We start from the raw sequence: 18,368 nt of genomic DNA, 5'->3' as shown, positions 1-18,368 counted from the left end.
AAAAACAGAAAAAACTCCACAGGCGGTAGGGAGTTTTTTCTGTTTAGAACGACGTAATTCAAATAAGAACAGTGGCAAATGTTTCACGGCATCTTGTGTAGTTTGTTCAAATCGTTAAAAGCTTATATTTTGTTTACTCAACATTTGGAAATTCATGAGACTTTCTTTGGAGTTTACGCAAATTTCCACGAACGAATATGTCTTGAAATTCATCGAACCTAAATGGAATAAGTGGTGATAAATATGGTACACCTACTGATTTTAACTGCACAAGATATAGAATAACAATAGTTGAAACAAGCATAATACTTGGTAAATCAAAGTAATAGCAAGTGAAAAAATATAAAAATCGTAATGAACCTATTCCAGTTTGCCCTCGATAAATAACTAAAGTAGATAGATAAACACTCAATCCCGTTACTACTAGGCTTGCAGGGTGGATAAGTTTAGCTGAAACGGACATTTCACCAATAACAATAGTTGCTAACAAAGTGATGATGATAACCGTTCCTTTGGGAGCACGTGTGCCTATATCAATTAATATGCGAAATAAAATAAGTAAAATGGCTATTTCCCAAAACGTTGATAATAATTCTCCATGGTTAAATAGATCTTTTTGGATTTTTTTACTGTATGTATCACTATGGAATTTTTCTAGACCAACATAAATGCCGGGAATAAGAATCGAACTGATAAAGCCAAAATATCGAATAGATCGATTGACCACACGTCCAGTTTTTAAATGAAAGTCATCTGCAGATTGAAAGAAATCGACAAATAAACTCGGGGCTATAATCGAATAAGGGGATCCATCTACTAATACAATTACTTTACCTTCTAAGAGAGCTGAAGTCGTTGTGTCCACACGCTCTTTTGTCATAACTAGGTTAACAAAAGTTTTAGGTTTTCCTTCAATAGCATCCTCGACTATTCTTGAAGCTAGTATGTAGTCTACATCTATCTTAGAGATTCGATGCTGTACTTCTTGTAAAATAGATTGATCCACCAAGTGCTTCATATAAATGATAGATATATCTGTTTTTAAATGTGTGCCATATGGCTTTGTATCAATGATTAATTGGGGTGTCTGAATAATACGTCTTATTATATTTATATTGGTAGTTAGATTTTCTGTGAAACCTATTGCTGGTCCTCTTATCGCTCGTTCTCCTAATGTTTCCTCTAACCCTCGCTCTATCCATTTAGTTGTAGGTATAAGTAATCCACTTGTTTCCCCCTCTATAAGAAGAAAGGTATTTCCTTTAACCAAAGCATCTTGAATCTCTTCAACTGACTGAGTTTCTTTCAGAGAAGCAGAATTAACAATAGTCTTTATTTGCTGGATAGATGGATTATCTTCATTAACCGTTTCCCATGTTTGCTGTAAAGGTTCAATAATATATTTTTGTATCTGGTCTTTATCTACAATTGTGTTTAAATAAAAAATTGTAATCTTATCCTTTAAAATGGTCCTTTTCTCAAAATCGCTTGTGATTTGAAATTGTCTTTCAATTCTCTTTGAAATATTTTGAGAAGATTTATTTAATGAAGACGACATTATATTCACCTTTAAATTAGTTTTATTGTTTAATTTGTGCGTATTCAACCATTATTATGCGGTGTATATAATCGTTAAGAAAATAAAGCTCTTACCTAATATGAGCTAGAATTGAATATTATATATCATTAAGTATACCCTTTGCCAAAATAGATTGTTTGGTGGGGTAACTTTTCAATTATAGAAATAGGAAGTACAAATGTTATACGTTTTTCTTTATTAAACGAGTGGTCTTATAACTCTGAACATTTGGATACGCAATTCCACCTAGAATGATGATCACACCGATCCATTGATGGAAGGTGACGGTTTCATGAAGAACAAGTGTAGACATAATTACAGCCATTGGTAACTCTGATGCACTTAGAATGGTGCCTAAGCTTCCCCCTACTTTAGGCATGCCAATATTAAATAAAATAGGTGGAACAAGTGAGCCGAAGAATCCTATAAGAAGCCCATACATGAATAGCCCATCTGTAAGCGCACCGTTTATAAGAAATGCTGGTGGTAACGAAATAAATATAAGCAATGAAGCTCCGGTTGTCATAATAGCGCTTTTATAAATAGGATGCACAGGTATATTTGTGTTCCCACTTATAAAAATAAAGAAAGCAAAGGAGACAGCAGCAAGCATCCCCCAGCTGATTCCAGCAAAAGAAAAAATGATACCCGTTTGCAAAAATCCAGAAGCAAGGACAGAACCGAGAAGAATAATTATCGTTGAAATGAAGCTTTTTCGACTTGGTGCTTCCTTAGTAAAGACGTATTGCAAAACTATACTTATCCATGTGAATTGCAGTAGTAGAATGATAGCAAATGAAGCATTGATATAACCGAGTGCTTGATTGTAAAAGATACCGGTTAGTCCCATTGGTATGCCTCCTATTGCTAAAGTAAGCCATTGTTTACATTTCAAACGTTCTTTTGGAACAAAAATTGAAATAGTCCACAACATAATAGCACCAAAGAAATATTGACTTCCTGTTACTTCGCTTAGTCTAAATCCCTCACTGTACCCTAATTTAACAAACGTTGATACGACTCCATAAGAACAACCACCAAGAAAAACAAGTAAAGCATAGTTCAAAATTTTCATTGTTAAATCCTCCCTAAAACACAATAAAGCCACCCACCTCAAATATGAGATGGGTGGCGAAAAGTAAAAGAATAAATTCAAACGAAAAATCCACCTGCTGTAAACAGACTTTTACAGCTTTTAGTTATTTTAATAATTTATATTATAGAATTCCCACTCCTAAGTATCAAGCTGAAATTTAGAGGAGACGATGGAAGAATGATAATTTCCGGTAATATGTTTTATGTTAACTAAAGTTGCTTAGCAATATAGGAGTTTTCTTTTAGCTGAAGAAATAAGAATTTATGTAAATTGCGGCTACAGGGAGGCAAATAAATGAACAGAACACAAGAACAGCTAATTGTTAAGGCTTTTTTTGAAAAACGAATACAGGAAAGAGTCCTACACGAATTGGCTTCTCCAAAGAAGCGTTTAGATGCTCTAAGCCGACTTTGTCATAACTATACTACTACTCTAAGAAAGAAATACCTAATTGAACTTTCAAAAGCTAACTTTAATAAAGAAGATTTAGAAACCCTATTAAGGAAATATGGACCTATTAACCAGTGTTATGTAATTTCCTGGGATGAGGATATAGATGGGAAAGAGATGCCATTATCATCTGCTCTAGAGCATATAGTAGGTCTTGGTATGCCTTCGATCATTTCCTGTATTCCAGGAAAGCTTGCGTACTTTGAGTCCGAACAAGGGTATGGTGCACCGCCTAGATATATCTTAAAAAGAAATGCTTAGGTAATTTATCTTTCTGGCACTAAGGGGGAATTGTAATGTTAGGACTCGAACGTGGTTTAGTAAAACTCAAACCTTATAATGATAAATAGAGTAAGTTATTTAACGAAGAGAGGGAATTGTTATCTTCTCAATTAAAGGAACTTATCATCGCAATTGAACATGTGGGAAGTACGTCTATTAAGGGCCTCTTTGCTAAACCAATTATTGATATTGCAATTGGTGTTAGATCTTTGGATGTAATTATAGAATTAAAAGAAAAAGTAAAGGCACTTGGATATGTTGAAGTGCCAGTAAGTATAGATGGTAAACATGTTTTTACAAGGTACAGAGAAAAGAAAATCACTCATTTTTTACATGTAATGATATATAATCAGAATCTATGGATAGATCAAATTTCCTTTAGAGATTATTTACGATTAAATCTTAATGCAAAGATAGAGTATATAAAACTAAAAGAAAAACTTGCAAATAAATACCCAAATGATGTTATTTCATATACAAATGAAAAAAAGAAGTTTGTTGATGACATATTAAAAAGAGCAAAGAAATTGTAGTAGTGACGAATGCAAATAAAACCTTAAGAATCTGTCGATTCTTAAGGTTTTTGTCTTCCGATAATTTTGATTATGGTAACTAGATTTGTATATCATATACAGCATAAAAAGAGAAAAAACTTCTGTTGTTGGCCAGGAGTTTTTTCTGTAACGTATCAAGGTATTAAATTTTATTTATTTTGTAAGAAGTTTATTTTCTGCTTTAAGAACCCACTTATAATAACCTAATAAAATTAGAAATAAGATAGGATTGATAATAGCTGAATACCATAGTTCCCACCACCCATAATGAAAGTATCCCCATGGTTCAGGAAGCAATGTCATTAATTCATAAATTAAAATGGCAATGACCCATATAACTAGATAACCAATTTTGTGCCTTATATTTTTTTCAAACGGATACCAATTTAGAAACAACATATTGACAGGTGGGAGTAGTGCAAGGTGAGCAGGTATTGCTTTCCAGTCTACTCCTTTTGTAAAGTACCAGTAACCATGATATTTAATATTAATCATAAGGTCGAAAATCTGTTGAAAAGCTATAGTGAATGTCCAAAGGTGAAGGATTTGGTTTAAGGTTAATCTTGTGTTCGTTCTAAATGCAATAAGATTAAACAGGATAATAGCTATTATAAGTCCAATCATATTTTTTCCTTTTTGGTATTATTTTTCTCTTTGTAGCTTACCTTTATACTTCTAAGTAGAAGAAAAAGCAGGCTTAAGCCTGCTAGTACTGTCTCGATAAGAGCATTTATTCTAAGGAATCTATGGTTAAATTTAAACCAAGAAGCGCTTGTTCTAGATTTGCTTTTATAGTTATTTGACTAAAATCAATTCCAAGTTGAATCATTGTTTGAGCAACTTCAGGACGGATACCAATTAATATTGTTTTTACCCCAAGAAGCCCTAACGCCTCTACAATTTTAAAAATTTGATGGGCAACCATGGTATCTACAATCATTACGCCGGAGAGGTCGAATAGCATGTGTGATAATTTCAGTTCATTTGCTTTCTTTAATGTTTCTTCTAGTAGAAGCGTTGCTCTTTCCGTATCTATCTCCCCAATGAGAGGCAGAATAGCAATACCTTTGGTGATGGGAACTACAGGTACGGATAATTCGAGGAAAGCGCTCTTTATATGCTGTTATATCTGTGGCCTTTACGTTATTTATTCACACGTTGATGAAATGTTTTTATTTTAAGCCTCGTCCATTTATGAAGCGACGTGCTGGCATACTCATTCCTCCAAAGATGGATTCTTCATTTTTAAGTAAACATACGTTACTAACGTTTGCAGTATCCACTTCTATTTTTCTCCATAAACGTATTCTTGGATCAGTTATGTTGGGGCTGTCCTTATTAACCGGATTCTCAAGAATTTGGGTAGGACATCATTATCCTTCTGATATTGTTCGAAGTGCTTTCACTGGTAGCTTAACGAGCATTACCGTTGACAAAGCTGTATGTCTTTTAAAGAAGATGAATCAGAAAATAAAGTAGTATGATTTTCCCGGTATAGATAAGTAAGATTGTCACAGAATAAAGACGTTGGGAGATCATTTTGTTCCAAATAATTATCAATGGGGTATTCACATAATGAATAACTTACATTGATTAACGTCCTCATTTAATTTTGGACGTAATAATAGAGGCATGGTGTTTTCATTATTGGGTTTAGGAGTTGGGGCTGTTACGACTTATGGAATGACAAGAAGACATGGAAATAAGATGACACCCGCAACTGTACAAACAATGGTGAGTAGATTCAATAATAAATAAAACAAATAAAAATGGAGGGAAATGTATGAACAATTTTTTTGGACTCTTTGCAGATGAGAATGAGAAAGCACAAAATAATCATGAAAATGAAAAGCTTCGTCTTCATAAAGAGGAATTAGATATCACTAAAAATAAAATAGCTGCAGGGGAGGTAACCTTGCAAAAAGAAGTTATAGAAGAGCAACAAACGGTTGACGTTCCTGTTACTCATGAGGAAGTTGTTATTGAGAGAAGAGCTATCGACAACGAACTCAGCAATTCATCTATTAGTGATGAAGAAACCATTCACATTCCAGTCAGTGAGGAACAGGTTCAAGTAAGCAAACACACTGTAACAACAGGTGAAGTTTCAGCTTACAAGCGCAATGTAGAAGAAACGCAACATGTAGAAGAAACCTTAAAAAGGGAAGAAGCTCATGTTGATACAACTGGTCACGTTAATATAGCTTCCGACCATACAGCTTCTCCTATCGATTAAAAAAGATATAAATTAAACCGAAAAACACTTCCCAAATCGTAAGAACGATTTGGGAGGTATTTTTTGGGGAGTATTTTAAATGATGACTTTACACCCTCTTTTTATATTGTCTTAAATAGAAAAAAACTAACTTATATTTATTACAGTAACTATGGAGGCTAAAATATGTCAAAGAACAAAATTGCCAAATATGACTCCAATACGAATGATCGCAAAGTTTCAGAACAAGTTATTTATGATACTGGCAATAGTGCAAAGCTCCAACTTCATGAGGAGAAGTTAGACATCTCTAAAAAATGGATAAAAACAGGAGAGGTAGCCATACACAAAGAGATTTTTACGGAGGAAAAAACCATTACCATACCTGTGATCCATGAGGAACTGATAATTGAGAAAAAAGTTTTAGATGCAGAAAATACAGATCAAACGGGTGAACATACAGAAATTATTCGGATACCTATTAGTGAAGAGCGTATCGAAGTCATCAAACATCCAACAGTTCTAGAAGATGTTGCAATTTATAAACGTCAATTCCAAGAAACTAAGCCTATTACAGAGACCTTAAAAAAAGAAAAAGTGCATATAGAAACGACCGGAAACCCTGAAGTAGTAGATAGGAATACAGAAAAGTAATCAGCATACACTTAAAAAATATTCAAAACTGTTAATAAGATGATACCCAAAGAAAGTATACTTATACTTAGTTCTGGTTTAAAAAGGCTCAGACAGCCAAACTACTATGAACCTTACCTACTATACGGGCAATCTTTATTCAAAACTTCGTATCTTTTTTATAAACATCGTGGCTTTATTTCAAAGCTGTAGGAAATTACGTACACGTTTGAACGAATGAGCTATTCATATGTGCATTGAATGGATTAAGAATACCATCAAAGAAGGATGGAGCTACTTCATAAACCATCCTTCCTTCATTAAATATAGATAGGTTACATTATGTGTAGGAATTTCAGTGTTACTTAAACCGTTTATTTTCTAATACAATTACCTTTGTATTCGTTGATTTCCCTATTTGTTTCGTGTGTTCAACCAATCGAAGAATATCATGACAACATTGTTTGGCACCAATAACTAATAACGGTACACCGATGAAGTCAATTTTTAGCTCCCTGGACAAGAAACCTCCCATTGTCATGGCAAATGGAACAGTTGGTGAGGTATTAGAAAAAATGATTTTTTCATGAACTTTACATTTATCCTGCAACAGTATGCTTAAGTTTTTTAAAGCCGGAACAACTAGCTTTGAGGATTTCCGACCAATTGTATAAACTGAATTTCCGTCCTCATCTTCCCCATGAAAAATGATTTTCCCCATATCAGATTGAGTTAACTTATTAAAATAGTCAATATTCAATATTTCTTCTTTGGTTAGCTTTCGATCAGTAGGTAATTTTTTTAAATGATAAGCTGCTGCCATAGAAGTGGTATGTGTTCCACCATAATCATTATAGATAAAAATCATGGTATCATCCTTTAGTTTTTGATTTATATCCATTATTACCATTTATACAATTGCTAATTCAGGGATATATTAAAGGTGTTAAATTTCTTAATTTAACTTAATAGTATATAAATAAAAACTCTATTTTCAGGTAAATATCCTAGTTACCTAATATGTTTCATATTCTAGGAGCTTGATCTGTGAAAGCAACAAAATTGATAATATAACCGTTTTAGGATGCATTAATTTTATCTTATAAATAAGGAGAGAAATAGTAATGAAAAGCTTAATCATTATATTTATTATTTGTTTCGTGTTTGTTATTTTCTATCCATTCAAATCTTACGTTACTTAACAAATTTTCGAATCTCTATGGATTAAAAGAATATATATTATTCAAAAGGTAAAACTGAAAAAAATGGATACAGGAGATTGTACATGGAAAAATTAACATCTGCAGAAATGGGTAAACTTTGGGCTACATATATGGGTAACAGCATGTCTACATGTATTCTAAGTTACTTTCTTCAACATGTTGAAGACCAAGATATAAAAAAATTATTGAAAAATGCACTAAGCTTAAGTAAAGAATTTCAGAAAACCATAAAAGACATTTTTATAAAAGAGAACTTTCGTATTCCACATGGTTTTACAAAAGAAGATGTGAATCTTGATGCCCCAAGATTATTTGAAGACGAGTTCTATGTACATTATTTAAGGTATGTAACTAAAGTAGGACTTAGTCTTTACAGTGTAGGAATACCATTAATGTATAGAGAGGATATAAGGAATTTTTCCCTTCATTGTATGGAATCGACTATAAAATTTGGGGAACAGATCAAAGATATTTCAATAAATAAAGGATTGGTCATTAAATCGCCTATTATTCCGACGCCACAAAAAGTAAATATAGCACACAAAAATTATTTAAAAGGTTTTATTGGAGATGTTCGACCTTTACATGCATTAGAAATTGCCCATTTATACGATAATCTAGAGACTAACTTGGCAAGCAAAGCCTTAGTAATGGCGTTTAGTCAAGTTACAAAAACGAAAAAGATTCGAGAGCTATTTATAAAAGGAGAAGAAATTACTTATAAAGCGATTGAAGGTTATATAAAAAAACTTCACGATGATAACTTGCCTTCTCCGGAATTAATTGATCATTTAGTAACAACTTCAACATCTTCTCCTTTTTCTGATAAATTAATGGTATTTCATAAAATGGATATGTTTTCAATGAGAGTAAGAAATTTTGGAAATTCATTAGCTGTAAACGGAAGACGCGATTTAGCGCTAATGTATGCAAATTTTTTAAAGGATATATCAGGATTTGTTAATGATGCAGCAGATATCATGATAGAAAACGGATGGATGGAAACACCACCCGAAGCTGCGGATAGAGAAGACTTATCTTCAAAGTAGGGGCTATACAGTTGTCAATGGTAGGCGTACTGGGAGGCATTAAGGAAATGACAATGTCTTTATATGAAGACCCTCTTGGCACTCAAACAAACGTGTTTGTATGAGTGCCAACCGGCGAGAGAGCCCCCTCAAAAAAAGTCAGGGGGCTCTCTTTTTTGAGGGGTTCAGGAAAAAGACATTATGTCAACTAAAAATTTATAGCAACCCTTTAGTAATATAGAGTTTTTCTTTTGACTATTAAACTTCAGCTGTATTGTTCAATTAAAGGGCCATTTTCTGGAGTAAGGATTATTGAGAATATTGGAGAGTTATTAATAAGAATTCGAAATTATTTTGAATTTTATATGGTAAAATACGGAATACGTTAGATGTAGAAAGGAATCTTAATATGGGGTCCTACCACATAAATAAAGAAAGCATACTCTGGTAGAAGAAATTCAGTTAAGTAGTTTAATATTATAATAGTAATTGGAAAGGGAAGATTAAAATGATTGTTGATTGCCATTTTCATGTAGATGAAAAAATGTTGACTCTAGAAAAAATGATAGAGGGTATGGATAAAAATGATATAACTAAAACAGTGCTAATTGCCTCTATGAATGAAACAATGTTTGAAGTGGATAGCGCCTTTCAACATAATTTACAACACTTTTTCCGGTTTTTAATATTAAATGCACCTCAAATTGGACTTAAAATTTATGATGGTCTAGTAAAGGATGGCTTTTTGAAACTTTATGGCAATTCATATAAGATTTTCACTAAGCCAAGTAATGATATAGTTGCTAGTGCAATTGCTAGATTTCCGGAACGATTTCTAGGCTGGGTAGCAGTGAACCCACTGACTCATGAATCAATGGAAGAAGTAGAATTCTATCTTAATAACCCTAGTTTTATTGGAGTGAAAGCTCATCCGTTCATGCATGAATATAGTATTAAAGCACTTGATCCAATTGCGGCTTTGTGTGAATCAAAAGGCATACCTATGATTATTCATCTATCTTCAGAAGCTGACTCCTATAAATATTTACCTGAAAATTACCCTAAACTAAAATTAATCTATGCTCACGCAGGTCTTCCATTTTGGAAAAAACTATGGAAATACGTTAAGGATCAACCAAATGTATATGTTGACACATCAAGTGATTATCTTAACCAATCGATTGTAAAGAAGGCAGTTGAATCTTTAGGATTTCGTAAAGTTCTTTATGGTTGTGACGGACCTTATGGAATGAAAGAATTTAATGATTATGACTATTCGGCAAAGAAAAGCTGGATTGAATCACTTCATATTCCTGATAACCAAAAGGAATATATTCTTGGAAAAAACTTTTTAGGATTAATTGACTAATATAGTTATTGTTGACGAGAGAAGAGATATTTTAATAGAAAATAAAGTTGAATATATTATTATTTAGCTAAAGTGCGCTTTAATGGCATAAGAATCACAGAACTGATCAAACATTTTTATAAAAGAATAGTTCAGTTGAATATCTGTAGAGCGTATTTTGATCAATTTTTTTAAAAAACACGCTTTTTCTTTTTGTTCGTTTATCAAGGTTATAAGTATTAATTTGATCAAACTTTATTTCAAAGCAACAGATATAAATGATCCGGATAAAAATAGTTTGGAATTCATTTCTAAGTTGCCTGTCGAATTAGAAATTAGAGATAAAATGTATTTGAGTGAATGGAAAGGGCTTTTTGATTCCTGTAATAAAAGTTATGTTAAGTAAATGATAAAGTAAATAGTAAAATCATTAATTTTACTATTTACTTTAAGTGTAGACAAAGGAGAATTTTTCACAGCAGAACTCCTATGCTTAGTAGGCGGCTAATATCCATCTGTTTTAAAGGTTTTTTGTCCTTTAGTGTCGAACATAGCAAGTCATGGGGAAGGGGATGTTAATACGAATCATGAAAAAAGACTAACAATTACTAGAGAATTAATGGAGAATGCTAAGCAAAGAATCAAGTTATCTTCAGAGTTAGAGAAAGAATTGAATAATTTAGAACTTCAAAGAAGAATGAGGCAATTAGAACTCGAAAGTAAGGTACTAAAACAGCAAGAAAAAGAACTAGGTTAATTACTCTAGGACTTGGGTTCCGTAAAGAGACATTATGTTACGTTTACATAATGTCTCTTTACGGAACTAAGCAAGCAAACGAGCCCTTGATGCATAAGGGCTCGCCTAAATTCTAAATTTATCATTTATACATCGTTGATTTATTAACATTTCGAGCTTTTGCTAAATAATACGTTCTACATAAGAAAGGAGAACTTTATGCTCCATTTCATTCAGAGACATCAATTATCGACTTCGATTAATCCTCTTCACCACAATTTTCTTTCCAACTTTTTTGTAGTTTCCGAATATAAATGATTTGACCAATGTGATATGCGTTATGAGTAGTTAAATTTCCAAGTACCTCCCACCACTTCACATGTGCAGAAAAACCATTTACATCTCTTTCGACTTTTTCCTCAGTTAATAACTCTTGCCATTGTAACAGTACTTCTAATAGTCGATCTTTTAAATTATCAAATGTTTGATTTTCCGCAACTATAAAGCTTTTATTATTATTTCCTATAGAAGGTACTGCATTGACATGAGACTTTTGATACCTAGTTTGCCATGTTTCATTCCAGTAAAGTAGATGTTGCACAACCTCAGCTATACTATTACTATCCTTGTTAGGCTTCCAAAAAGCTTCTTCTTCTGACAAGTTTTCAATTGAAGCTGAAAATGGCTGGTACCAGCTAGGGTCATTAGCATTTGCTAACAGCTGATCGGCTAAAACATCCTTCGCGTGAAACATGATTTCCATCCCCTTTATAAAAAATTCCCGATCTATTCACAAGAAAAATCAAAATTATGTAAAGATGCCTTGTTGAAAATGTCATAAATCTATTTTCTTTCCACTGACATACATTCTCTTATATATAGTTATTTTCCTTTTTCATTCAACCACTCCCCTTCATTTGTTTAACAAATAAAAACTATATATTTTTACATTAGAAGAAAATATTGTTGTTTATTTAAAGGGATTTTTGGTTCCTGTAACTGTGATTATGGTAACTAACTTTATATGAAATATACATATATTCTTGTGAAGCTTTTGATATATACTTGAATTAAAAATGTATATAGCACCTCTGGAGGTCTTATGTTAAAGAATTTATTTAAGAAAAAAATCACTGAAAAAGAATTTTGGTCTTGGTTTGAAAAAAATAGCGAAGATTATTTCCAATTAGACGAAAAGAACTATGATCTTTTATTTAACAAATTGGGCTTACAATTATCCAAGTATCATAAAGATTTAACTTTTGAATTCAGTCTAGAAATGAAGCAAGGAAAAAGAGAATTTATTATCAGTGCAGAAGGAATGGTTTCAGCGTTTCCTGCTGTCATAAAGCTGGTAGAAGAAGCTCCAAGCCTCGAGAAATTTAACGTTGTAGCGTTTAGACAAAGACAGAATAGTGAACAAGAAATTTATTTTGAAGATATTGTTTTAAATACAGAAGATATCTTCTTTACGTATAGAGAAAATAAACAAATGGATTGTTTAGATATTGTTATTTACATTAAAGGATATAGCGAAGAAAATGATCAGTTTATTGTTGCAACGTTTATTATGCTTGATAGTTTAATTGGTGAATATGATGTAGGTGTAAAACTTGGTGAAATAAATTTTGAGCCATATCAAGAAGAGAAAGAGGCACAACCTATTCTAAACTTAGTTTCTCTAGTTGATAAAGTGTGAGTAAAAAGAGCGTAAGTTTTTTGATAAACTTAACGCTCTTTTATTTCCGATAATACCTGTTATGTTAACTAAGGATCCATAGGATATATATTTTAAATAGTGTTTTAAAGGAAACCATTTATAATGAATGTTTTTATGTTAAAGTTTGTATGTGGAATGTAAAAACACACTTCATTTGGTAGTCCTGAGGCATTAATATGTATTAATGTCAGTGAACTTCCCCTTCTCGGGATGTCCATTATTTCATAGTATGTTTAAAGGAGGGAATCGTTATGTCACTAACGATTTACCATGATGGTCAGTTTTGGGGAGGAATTATTGAAGTTGTAGAAGACGTTAAATTAAGAGCATTTCGTTATGTATTTGGAGTAGAACCTAAAGATACAGAGATATTAGAATTTATTTATTACAGACTTCTAGACATTATCAATCAATCGGTTCATTCAGATCTTGATGTAAAAAGAAAATCTGATAAAAAGATAAATCCTAAACGTTTACAACGCCAAGTAGCAAAGGAAAGAAATAAAGTTGGTGTTTCGCCTAAAGCTGAAGAAGCTATGAAACAAGAATATGAAGAGAAGAAAAGTAGAATCATAATGCTGCTCTGATGCGCCCCGCACCTTGCCCGGAGTAAAGAACCTACTTACCCCTATCGCATCTGTAGGAAGTGAAACTCTAGGAGCGTGAGCTACAACTTGTTGTCTTATCACAATGTCATTTTATAGGAAGTTTTCACTTAATTGTTTCTGTACAAATTCATTTATATGTCGCAAAGCCTGATGAGCTGATAGTTTCTTGTAATTATCTGAGAATGGATCCATAAATCCATGAGATCCTTCAAAACTTTTCACTTCCAAAAATGAATATCTTTTTTTCTCTAACACGTCCACTAGTTCATGAATATCAAATGCTTTTTCTTTATTTGCAAATACAAGTAATGTAGGACATGTAGGCTCAACATCTACATAATTCCGTATGCGTGATCCGTAACAACCTATTACAAAGTCACATATCTGATTTTCACTACATAACCATGCTATTGTTGCCCCAACACTAAATCCAATGACTCCGACTCTCCTATATTGTTGTTTTAGTTTGTTTATAACTTTATTAATTTGTTGCACTCCCTTTTCAAATCCAACATTTTGAGTGAAATTTTCATAAGCAAATTCTTCTTCTCTATACGAATAAGGAATTTTTTTATGTAATAAATTAGGACATACTATATCTACCCCTAATTTTGATAATATCTCCTCCATATATTTCATATGTTCGTTAACTCCGTATATTTCATGAACTAGTATAATCGCCATATTATGATTCTCCATCATAATCCTCCTATCAAGCCACTTTATATTTAGTTTATATACAATTCAGTTTTATTTCTACTTTCCATACAGTGCATTATTCGGGGTATGGCATAACAACCCAAGAGTTACTAACTCTTGGGTTGTTATTGTAATGATTACTTAGTAAAAAACACTTACCTAAAGGTAAGTACCTGTACTAAAAGTGCGTACTTACCTATCTGAAGTAGGAGTTTTATAATCGAAATATAATTAATATTAAGGAGGAATAATTTTGAAAACTCTTGTTATCGTAACACACCCACGCTTAGAAACATCAGTTGTTAATAAGAGATGGGTAGAAGAACTCAAAAAACATTCAGGAAAATATACAATTCATGAATTATATAAAGTTTACCCTAGTGGCAACATAGACGTGGAAAAAGAACAAAAATTGGTTGAATCTCATGGGACTCTAATTTTTCAGTTCCCTGTATACTGGTTTAATTGTCCACCTCTTTTAAAAAAATGGATAGATGATATTTTAACCCATGGATGGGCCTATGGTTCAACAGGAAATAACTTAAAGAATCGTAAAGTTGCTTTTGCTGTATCTGCAGGAATTAAAAAAGAAGACTATAGTAATAATGGAAGATATCACTATACACTTGAAGAAGTATTAGTTCCATTTAAAACCACAGCTCTGTATTGCAACGCAGACTATCGTTCGTTCTTTGCTTTTTATGGAGCAGAATATGAACCTTCTGCAAGTGAAGTGAAAAAAAGTGCCCAAGATTATTTCAATTTTATTGAAAACCTGTAAGAAGTAGTTTTATCTATTGTTGTGCAGCCTCCAAGGCTTACAAACTGTTTTTCTCTCCCCACTCACACATCATATCTAACAAGGGAATAAGGGAAAGACCTCGTTCAGATAATGAATACTCAACTTTTGGAGGTATTTGTGGAAATTCCTTACGTATAATAAGACCATCTCTCTCAAGATCTTTTAACATAACGCTTAACGTTTTATAGGAAATGATGCCGATACATCGTTTCAACTCATTATGTCGCATAACCTTATTCTCAGCTAGCCAATACATAATAATCATTTTATATTTACCACCTATTAAAGACAACGTATATCCAAAACCAGTGTTTTTTAGTTCTACACCAGTTGGAACACAGGTTTCACTCATAGGTTCCCCTCTCCTTCTAATAAGTCAGTATGTAATATAAAGATAAAGATCCATACTTTATAATTACATTTTAACAGGAATGATGCCTTTATCCAGCTTGTATACTCTATGCATTTTTAGTTATCGTAATCATCTTAATCACGGTTATAGGAATAAAAAACAGTCTTCTAACGACCGTTTTTTATTCCTATAAAAGTTTTTAATTGGTTGAAAAAATAATTTCTCTTGCTTCTTTTAACGTAATAAATCTGTTACCTGGCATATTATTATGGTGTTCTACTCCGAGATAGCTTTTTTTATTGAATACGGATAAGCAACATTATGGTACCTTAAAAATAAACCCTGAAATTGTATAGAGTGATATGTAAGTCTACATCTGAAGCCTTAGCGTATTAATGTGTGAAGATAATATAGCAAAAAGTGGCATTGCAACGTAAGAGCCAATCAAGTATATTTTGAAAGGAATGTAGCTCCTAGGTGGTAAAAATGAAAGAATGGTCACTCAATCTGTTTTTCTATATCAATTAATTGTTGTAATAAAATCTTTTCTCCTTCTGAGCTTAGCACGATATTCCCTATATACACTTTATTTTTATCACTTACCTTACCAGTGATAACACAGGGTTTACTTTCACCACATTTTTCGATAATTATTGCTTCATTTTCTATAGACATCTCTACATAGCTCTCACTGCCTTTTATCCCTAAGGTTCGTCGTAATTCACTTGGGAATGTGACACGTCCAAACTTACCCAACCCCTTAATCAGCCCTATTTTTTTCATTTTCTCACTCCTAATTTAAATTACCTTTTAACAAAAGTAATATATTAATTTAAACTAATACAAAGATTTATTAAGCCTCATTTTATGATACAAACTACAGAATTAAACAAAAATCTACATAAAATCCTCCAATAATATCCATTAAATTATTTATATGTAAAAAAGTATTTAAATCCATATATGATAACATTAAATGTTTCTATATTTAAATAATGGAGAATACGCACTTCTTTCTTATCAAATCATTCACAAAAAAATTTATAAAATTTATAATTTTTGTCGTTTTCTGTATGATTATATAGTTCCTATTATAAATTAAAGATACGATTTCGTTGAGGAAAAATGAAAGCGTTTAATAAAATTCTACTTTAATGGAGTGAAGATATTTATAAACTAACTACAGAGAAAAATTGCTCTCATTGTATCCTTATTAATGACTTAAAGGAGTATCACTATCTCTTCAAGTTACGCTGATATATCAACTCCTTTTGAAGCTAAGCAGACTACGATATCTACTATAATCCTTCCCTTACTAAGAAAGGGACTATGGAGGGTGTAATAGTGTTTCTATAATTACTACAACTTATATGAGAGAGGTTAAAAAATGAATCATTTACAGCGTAGGATGGGAACTTTTTCTTTAACAATGGTTGGACTAGGTTCAATCATTGGTTCAGGTTGGTTATTCGGAGCATGGAGAGCAGCTCAAATTGCTGGACCTGCTGCTATTATTTCCTGGATTATCGGTATGATTGTTATTTTATTTATTGGACTTTCTTACAGCGAGCTTGGATCTATGTTTCCGGAAGCAGGAGGTATGGTTAAATATACACAATATTCTCATGGATCGTTTCTTGGATTTATTGCTGCTTGGGCAAACTGGATTGCTATTGTATCTGTTATCCCAGTTGAAGCTGTTGCCTCTGTACAATATATGAGTTCTTGGCCCTGGGAATGGGCAAAGTGGACAAGTAGTTTAGTGAAAAATGGCACGCTTACTTTACCTGGATTAGGCATTGCTTCTGTTTTATTACTTATTTATTTCTTACTAAATTATTGGACAGTAAGTCTTTTTTCCAAAGCAAATTCACTCATCACAATCTTTAAGATCGTGATTCCTGGCTTAACAATTGGATCACTTTTATTTGCCGGTTTTCATAGTGGGAATTTTACGTCTGAAGAAGGCATCGCGCCAAATGGTTGGGCAAGCGTACTGACGGCGGTAGCAACGTCCGGTATTGTATTTGCATTTAATGGTTTTCAAAGCCCTATTAATATGGCTGGAGAAGCAAAGAATCCTGGGCGTTCTATTCCATTAGCTGTAGTAGGATCGATTCTAATTGCTACCGTTATTTATATCTTATTACAGGTTGCGTTTATTGGAGCAGTTGACCCTTCTATGGTTGTTCATGGATGGAGTCACCTTAACTTCAACTCTCCATTTGCTGATTTGGCTATTGCTTTAAGTATTAACTGGCTTGTTATTGTATTGTACGCTGATGCATTTGTTTCTCCTTCTGGAACGGGAATAACCTATACTGCTACCACATCTCGTATGATATACGGTATGGAAAAGAATAAATATTTACCTGGTGTTTTAGGGAAATTGCACCCTATTTATGGTGTGCCACGTCAAGCAATGTTTTTCAATTTAGCCGTATCATTCATTTTCTTATTTCTATTTAGAGGTTGGGGTGTATTAGCTGAAATTATTTCAGTTGCGACATTAATCTCTTATATTACCGGGCCTGTTACAGCTATGACGTTAAGAAGAACGGGGAAAGAGTTGTACAGACCATTACGTCTAAAGGGATTAAGTATTATTGCGCCACTGGGTTTTATATTTGCGTCATTAACTCTGTACTGGGCGAGGTGGCCACTTACAGGACAGGTGTTATTCATTATTATGATGGGTCTTCCTATTTACTTCTATTATCAAGCAAAGTTGAAATGGAAGGGGTTCCAGAAGAACTTCCTAGCTGGACTTTGGATGGTTACTTACTTATTATGTATGATGGTTATTTCATATTTAGGAAGTGAAAAGTTTGGGGGAATAAATGTTATTCCATACGGTTGGGACATGCTTATCATTACATGTTTGTCTCTTGTTTTTTATGTTTGGGCTGTAAAGAGTGGATTTAAAACAGAATACCTCAAGGAAGCCACCAAAGTAAATGAAGAAATGAGATTAAGGGAGAGAACAATAAAATCTCAATTAGATAAAGAAAAAGCTGTATAAAAATTGGTTTCTATTACAAGT

The 18,368-nt window shown here is 32.7% G+C and carries 19 protein-coding genes and 2 pseudogenes; 12 read left to right on the top strand and 9 right to left on the bottom strand.

From position 1 onward, the window contains the following. Nucleotides 1–133: 133 nt before the first annotated feature. A complete protein-coding gene (locus LAV82_RS25725; protein WP_499717207.1) occupies nucleotides 134–1,558 on the bottom strand; it encodes a spore germination protein in 1,425 nt (474 codons plus the stop codon). A gap of 202 nt (nucleotides 1,559–1,760) precedes the next feature. Further along, nucleotides 1,761–2,654, bottom strand: a complete 894-nt coding sequence (locus LAV82_RS25720) for an EamA family transporter (RefSeq protein ID WP_211079791.1) — start codon at nucleotides 2,652–2,654, stop codon at nucleotides 1,761–1,763. Nucleotides 2,655–2,969: 315 nt separating this feature from the next. Here LAV82_RS25720 and LAV82_RS25715 point away from each other — a divergent pair, with 315 nt between their 5' ends. Both LAV82_RS25715 and LAV82_RS25710 read left to right on the top strand, forming a co-directional pair. After that, nucleotides 2,970–3,386: a hypothetical protein gene (locus LAV82_RS25715; RefSeq protein WP_499717206.1), complete on the top strand. Its 417-nt coding sequence runs from the start codon at nucleotides 2,970–2,972 to the stop codon at nucleotides 3,384–3,386. A gap of 107 nt (nucleotides 3,387–3,493) precedes the next feature. After that, nucleotides 3,494–3,940: pseudogene (locus tag LAV82_RS25710) on the top strand (GrpB family protein); the annotation flags it as partial. A 174-nt stretch (nucleotides 3,941–4,114) separates the two neighbouring features. Here the strand turns inward: LAV82_RS25710 and LAV82_RS25705 are convergent. Together LAV82_RS25705 and LAV82_RS25700 are read right to left on the bottom strand one after the other, a co-directional pair. After that, entirely contained in the window at nucleotides 4,115–4,585 is a 471-nt protein-coding gene (locus tag LAV82_RS25705) for a hypothetical protein (protein ID WP_192998819.1), read from the bottom strand. A gap of 106 nt (nucleotides 4,586–4,691) precedes the next feature. Next, nucleotides 4,692–5,075, bottom strand: a pseudogene (locus tag LAV82_RS25700) (STAS domain-containing protein); the annotation flags it as partial. 47 nt (nucleotides 5,076–5,122) lie between these two features. On the opposite strand from LAV82_RS25700, the gene LAV82_RS25695 reads away from it, so the two are divergent. The 3 genes from LAV82_RS25695 (at nucleotide 5,123) to LAV82_RS25685 (ending at nucleotide 6,830) form a co-directional block, all read left to right on the top strand. After that, entirely contained in the window at nucleotides 5,123–5,440 is a 318-nt protein-coding gene (locus LAV82_RS25695; protein WP_499717256.1) for a phosphatase PAP2 family protein, read from the top strand. A 304-nt stretch (nucleotides 5,441–5,744) separates the two neighbouring features. Beyond that, nucleotides 5,745–6,197 carry a YsnF/AvaK domain-containing protein gene (locus tag LAV82_RS25690; RefSeq protein WP_499717205.1) on the top strand — a complete coding sequence of 151 codons (453 nt, stop codon included), beginning with the start codon at nucleotides 5,745–5,747 and terminating at the stop codon, nucleotides 6,195–6,197. A 165-nt stretch (nucleotides 6,198–6,362) separates the two neighbouring features. Continuing rightward, on the top strand, nucleotides 6,363–6,830 hold the full coding sequence (locus LAV82_RS25685; RefSeq protein ID WP_499717204.1) for a YsnF/AvaK domain-containing protein: 468 nt from the start codon (nucleotides 6,363–6,365) through the stop codon (nucleotides 6,828–6,830). A gap of 340 nt (nucleotides 6,831–7,170) precedes the next feature. Here the strand turns inward: LAV82_RS25685 and LAV82_RS25680 are convergent, their stop codons facing one another. Next, the gene (locus LAV82_RS25680; protein ID WP_499717255.1) at nucleotides 7,171–7,677 is read right to left on the bottom strand and encodes a DUF3189 family protein; all 507 of its coding nucleotides are present in this window, start codon (nucleotides 7,675–7,677) and stop codon (nucleotides 7,171–7,173) included. Nucleotides 7,678–8,094: 417 nt separating this feature from the next. Here LAV82_RS25680 and LAV82_RS25675 point away from each other — a divergent pair, with 417 nt between their 5' ends. The 3 genes from LAV82_RS25675 to LAV82_RS25665 all read left to right on the top strand — a co-directional run bounded on the left by LAV82_RS25675 (nucleotide 8,095) and on the right by LAV82_RS25665 (nucleotide 11,165). Then, nucleotides 8,095–9,081, top strand: a complete 987-nt coding sequence (locus tag LAV82_RS25675; protein WP_499717203.1) for a DUF3231 family protein — start codon at nucleotides 8,095–8,097, stop codon at nucleotides 9,079–9,081. 487 nt (nucleotides 9,082–9,568) lie between these two features. After that, nucleotides 9,569–10,429, top strand: a complete 861-nt coding sequence (locus LAV82_RS25670) for an amidohydrolase family protein (protein ID WP_427670712.1) — start codon at nucleotides 9,569–9,571, stop codon at nucleotides 10,427–10,429. Between the two features lie 520 nt (nucleotides 10,430–10,949). Continuing rightward, nucleotides 10,950–11,165, top strand: a complete 216-nt coding sequence (locus LAV82_RS25665; RefSeq protein ID WP_499717202.1) for a hypothetical protein — start codon at nucleotides 10,950–10,952, stop codon at nucleotides 11,163–11,165. A gap of 238 nt (nucleotides 11,166–11,403) precedes the next feature. On the opposite strand, the gene LAV82_RS25660 is transcribed toward LAV82_RS25665, so the two are convergent. Then, nucleotides 11,404–11,898, bottom strand: coding sequence for a DinB family protein (locus LAV82_RS25660; RefSeq protein WP_499717201.1), 495 nt, complete (start codon nucleotides 11,896–11,898; stop codon nucleotides 11,404–11,406). A 348-nt stretch (nucleotides 11,899–12,246) separates the two neighbouring features. On the opposite strand from LAV82_RS25660, the gene LAV82_RS25655 reads away from it, so the two are divergent. Together LAV82_RS25655 and LAV82_RS25650 are read left to right on the top strand one after the other, a co-directional pair. Then, on the top strand, nucleotides 12,247–12,843 hold the full coding sequence (locus LAV82_RS25655; protein ID WP_499717200.1) for a hypothetical protein: 597 nt from the start codon (nucleotides 12,247–12,249) through the stop codon (nucleotides 12,841–12,843). A gap of 272 nt (nucleotides 12,844–13,115) precedes the next feature. Further along, nucleotides 13,116–13,451, top strand: a complete 336-nt coding sequence (locus tag LAV82_RS25650; RefSeq protein ID WP_499717199.1) for a YjdF family protein — start codon at nucleotides 13,116–13,118, stop codon at nucleotides 13,449–13,451. A gap of 111 nt (nucleotides 13,452–13,562) precedes the next feature. Here LAV82_RS25650 and LAV82_RS25645 read toward each other — a convergent pair whose 3' ends face one another. After that, nucleotides 13,563–14,171, bottom strand: a complete 609-nt coding sequence (locus LAV82_RS25645) for a dienelactone hydrolase family protein (RefSeq protein WP_499717198.1) — start codon at nucleotides 14,169–14,171, stop codon at nucleotides 13,563–13,565. A gap of 253 nt (nucleotides 14,172–14,424) precedes the next feature. Between LAV82_RS25645 and LAV82_RS25640 the strand changes: the two genes are divergently transcribed. Then, nucleotides 14,425–14,952, top strand: coding sequence for an NAD(P)H-dependent oxidoreductase (locus tag LAV82_RS25640; protein WP_499717197.1), 528 nt, complete (start codon nucleotides 14,425–14,427; stop codon nucleotides 14,950–14,952). A 37-nt stretch (nucleotides 14,953–14,989) separates the two neighbouring features. Here the strand turns inward: LAV82_RS25640 and LAV82_RS25635 are convergent, their stop codons facing one another. Next, nucleotides 14,990–15,325: a winged helix-turn-helix transcriptional regulator gene (locus LAV82_RS25635; protein WP_499717196.1), complete on the bottom strand. Its 336-nt coding sequence runs from the start codon at nucleotides 15,323–15,325 to the stop codon at nucleotides 14,990–14,992. A gap of 498 nt (nucleotides 15,326–15,823) precedes the next feature. Continuing rightward, nucleotides 15,824–16,108 carry an AbrB/MazE/SpoVT family DNA-binding domain-containing protein gene (locus LAV82_RS25630; RefSeq protein ID WP_499717194.1) on the bottom strand — a complete coding sequence of 95 codons (285 nt, stop codon included), beginning with the start codon at nucleotides 16,106–16,108 and terminating at the stop codon, nucleotides 15,824–15,826. Between the two features lie 604 nt (nucleotides 16,109–16,712). Here LAV82_RS25630 and aimA point away from each other — a divergent pair. Next, a complete protein-coding gene (gene aimA, locus LAV82_RS25625; protein WP_499717193.1) occupies nucleotides 16,713–18,347 on the top strand; it encodes a glutamate/serine transporter AimA in 1,635 nt (544 codons plus the stop codon). Nucleotides 18,348–18,368: the final 21 nt, after the last annotated feature.

It is taken from the genome of Bacillus sp. ILBB4 (assembly GCF_035064545.1).
In the GTDB taxonomy this organism is placed as follows: Bacteria; Bacillota; Bacilli; order Bacillales; family Bacillaceae_H; genus Priestia.
Note: the sequence above shows the minus strand (reverse complement) of the source record. Positions and strands in the feature narration are given on the sequence as shown.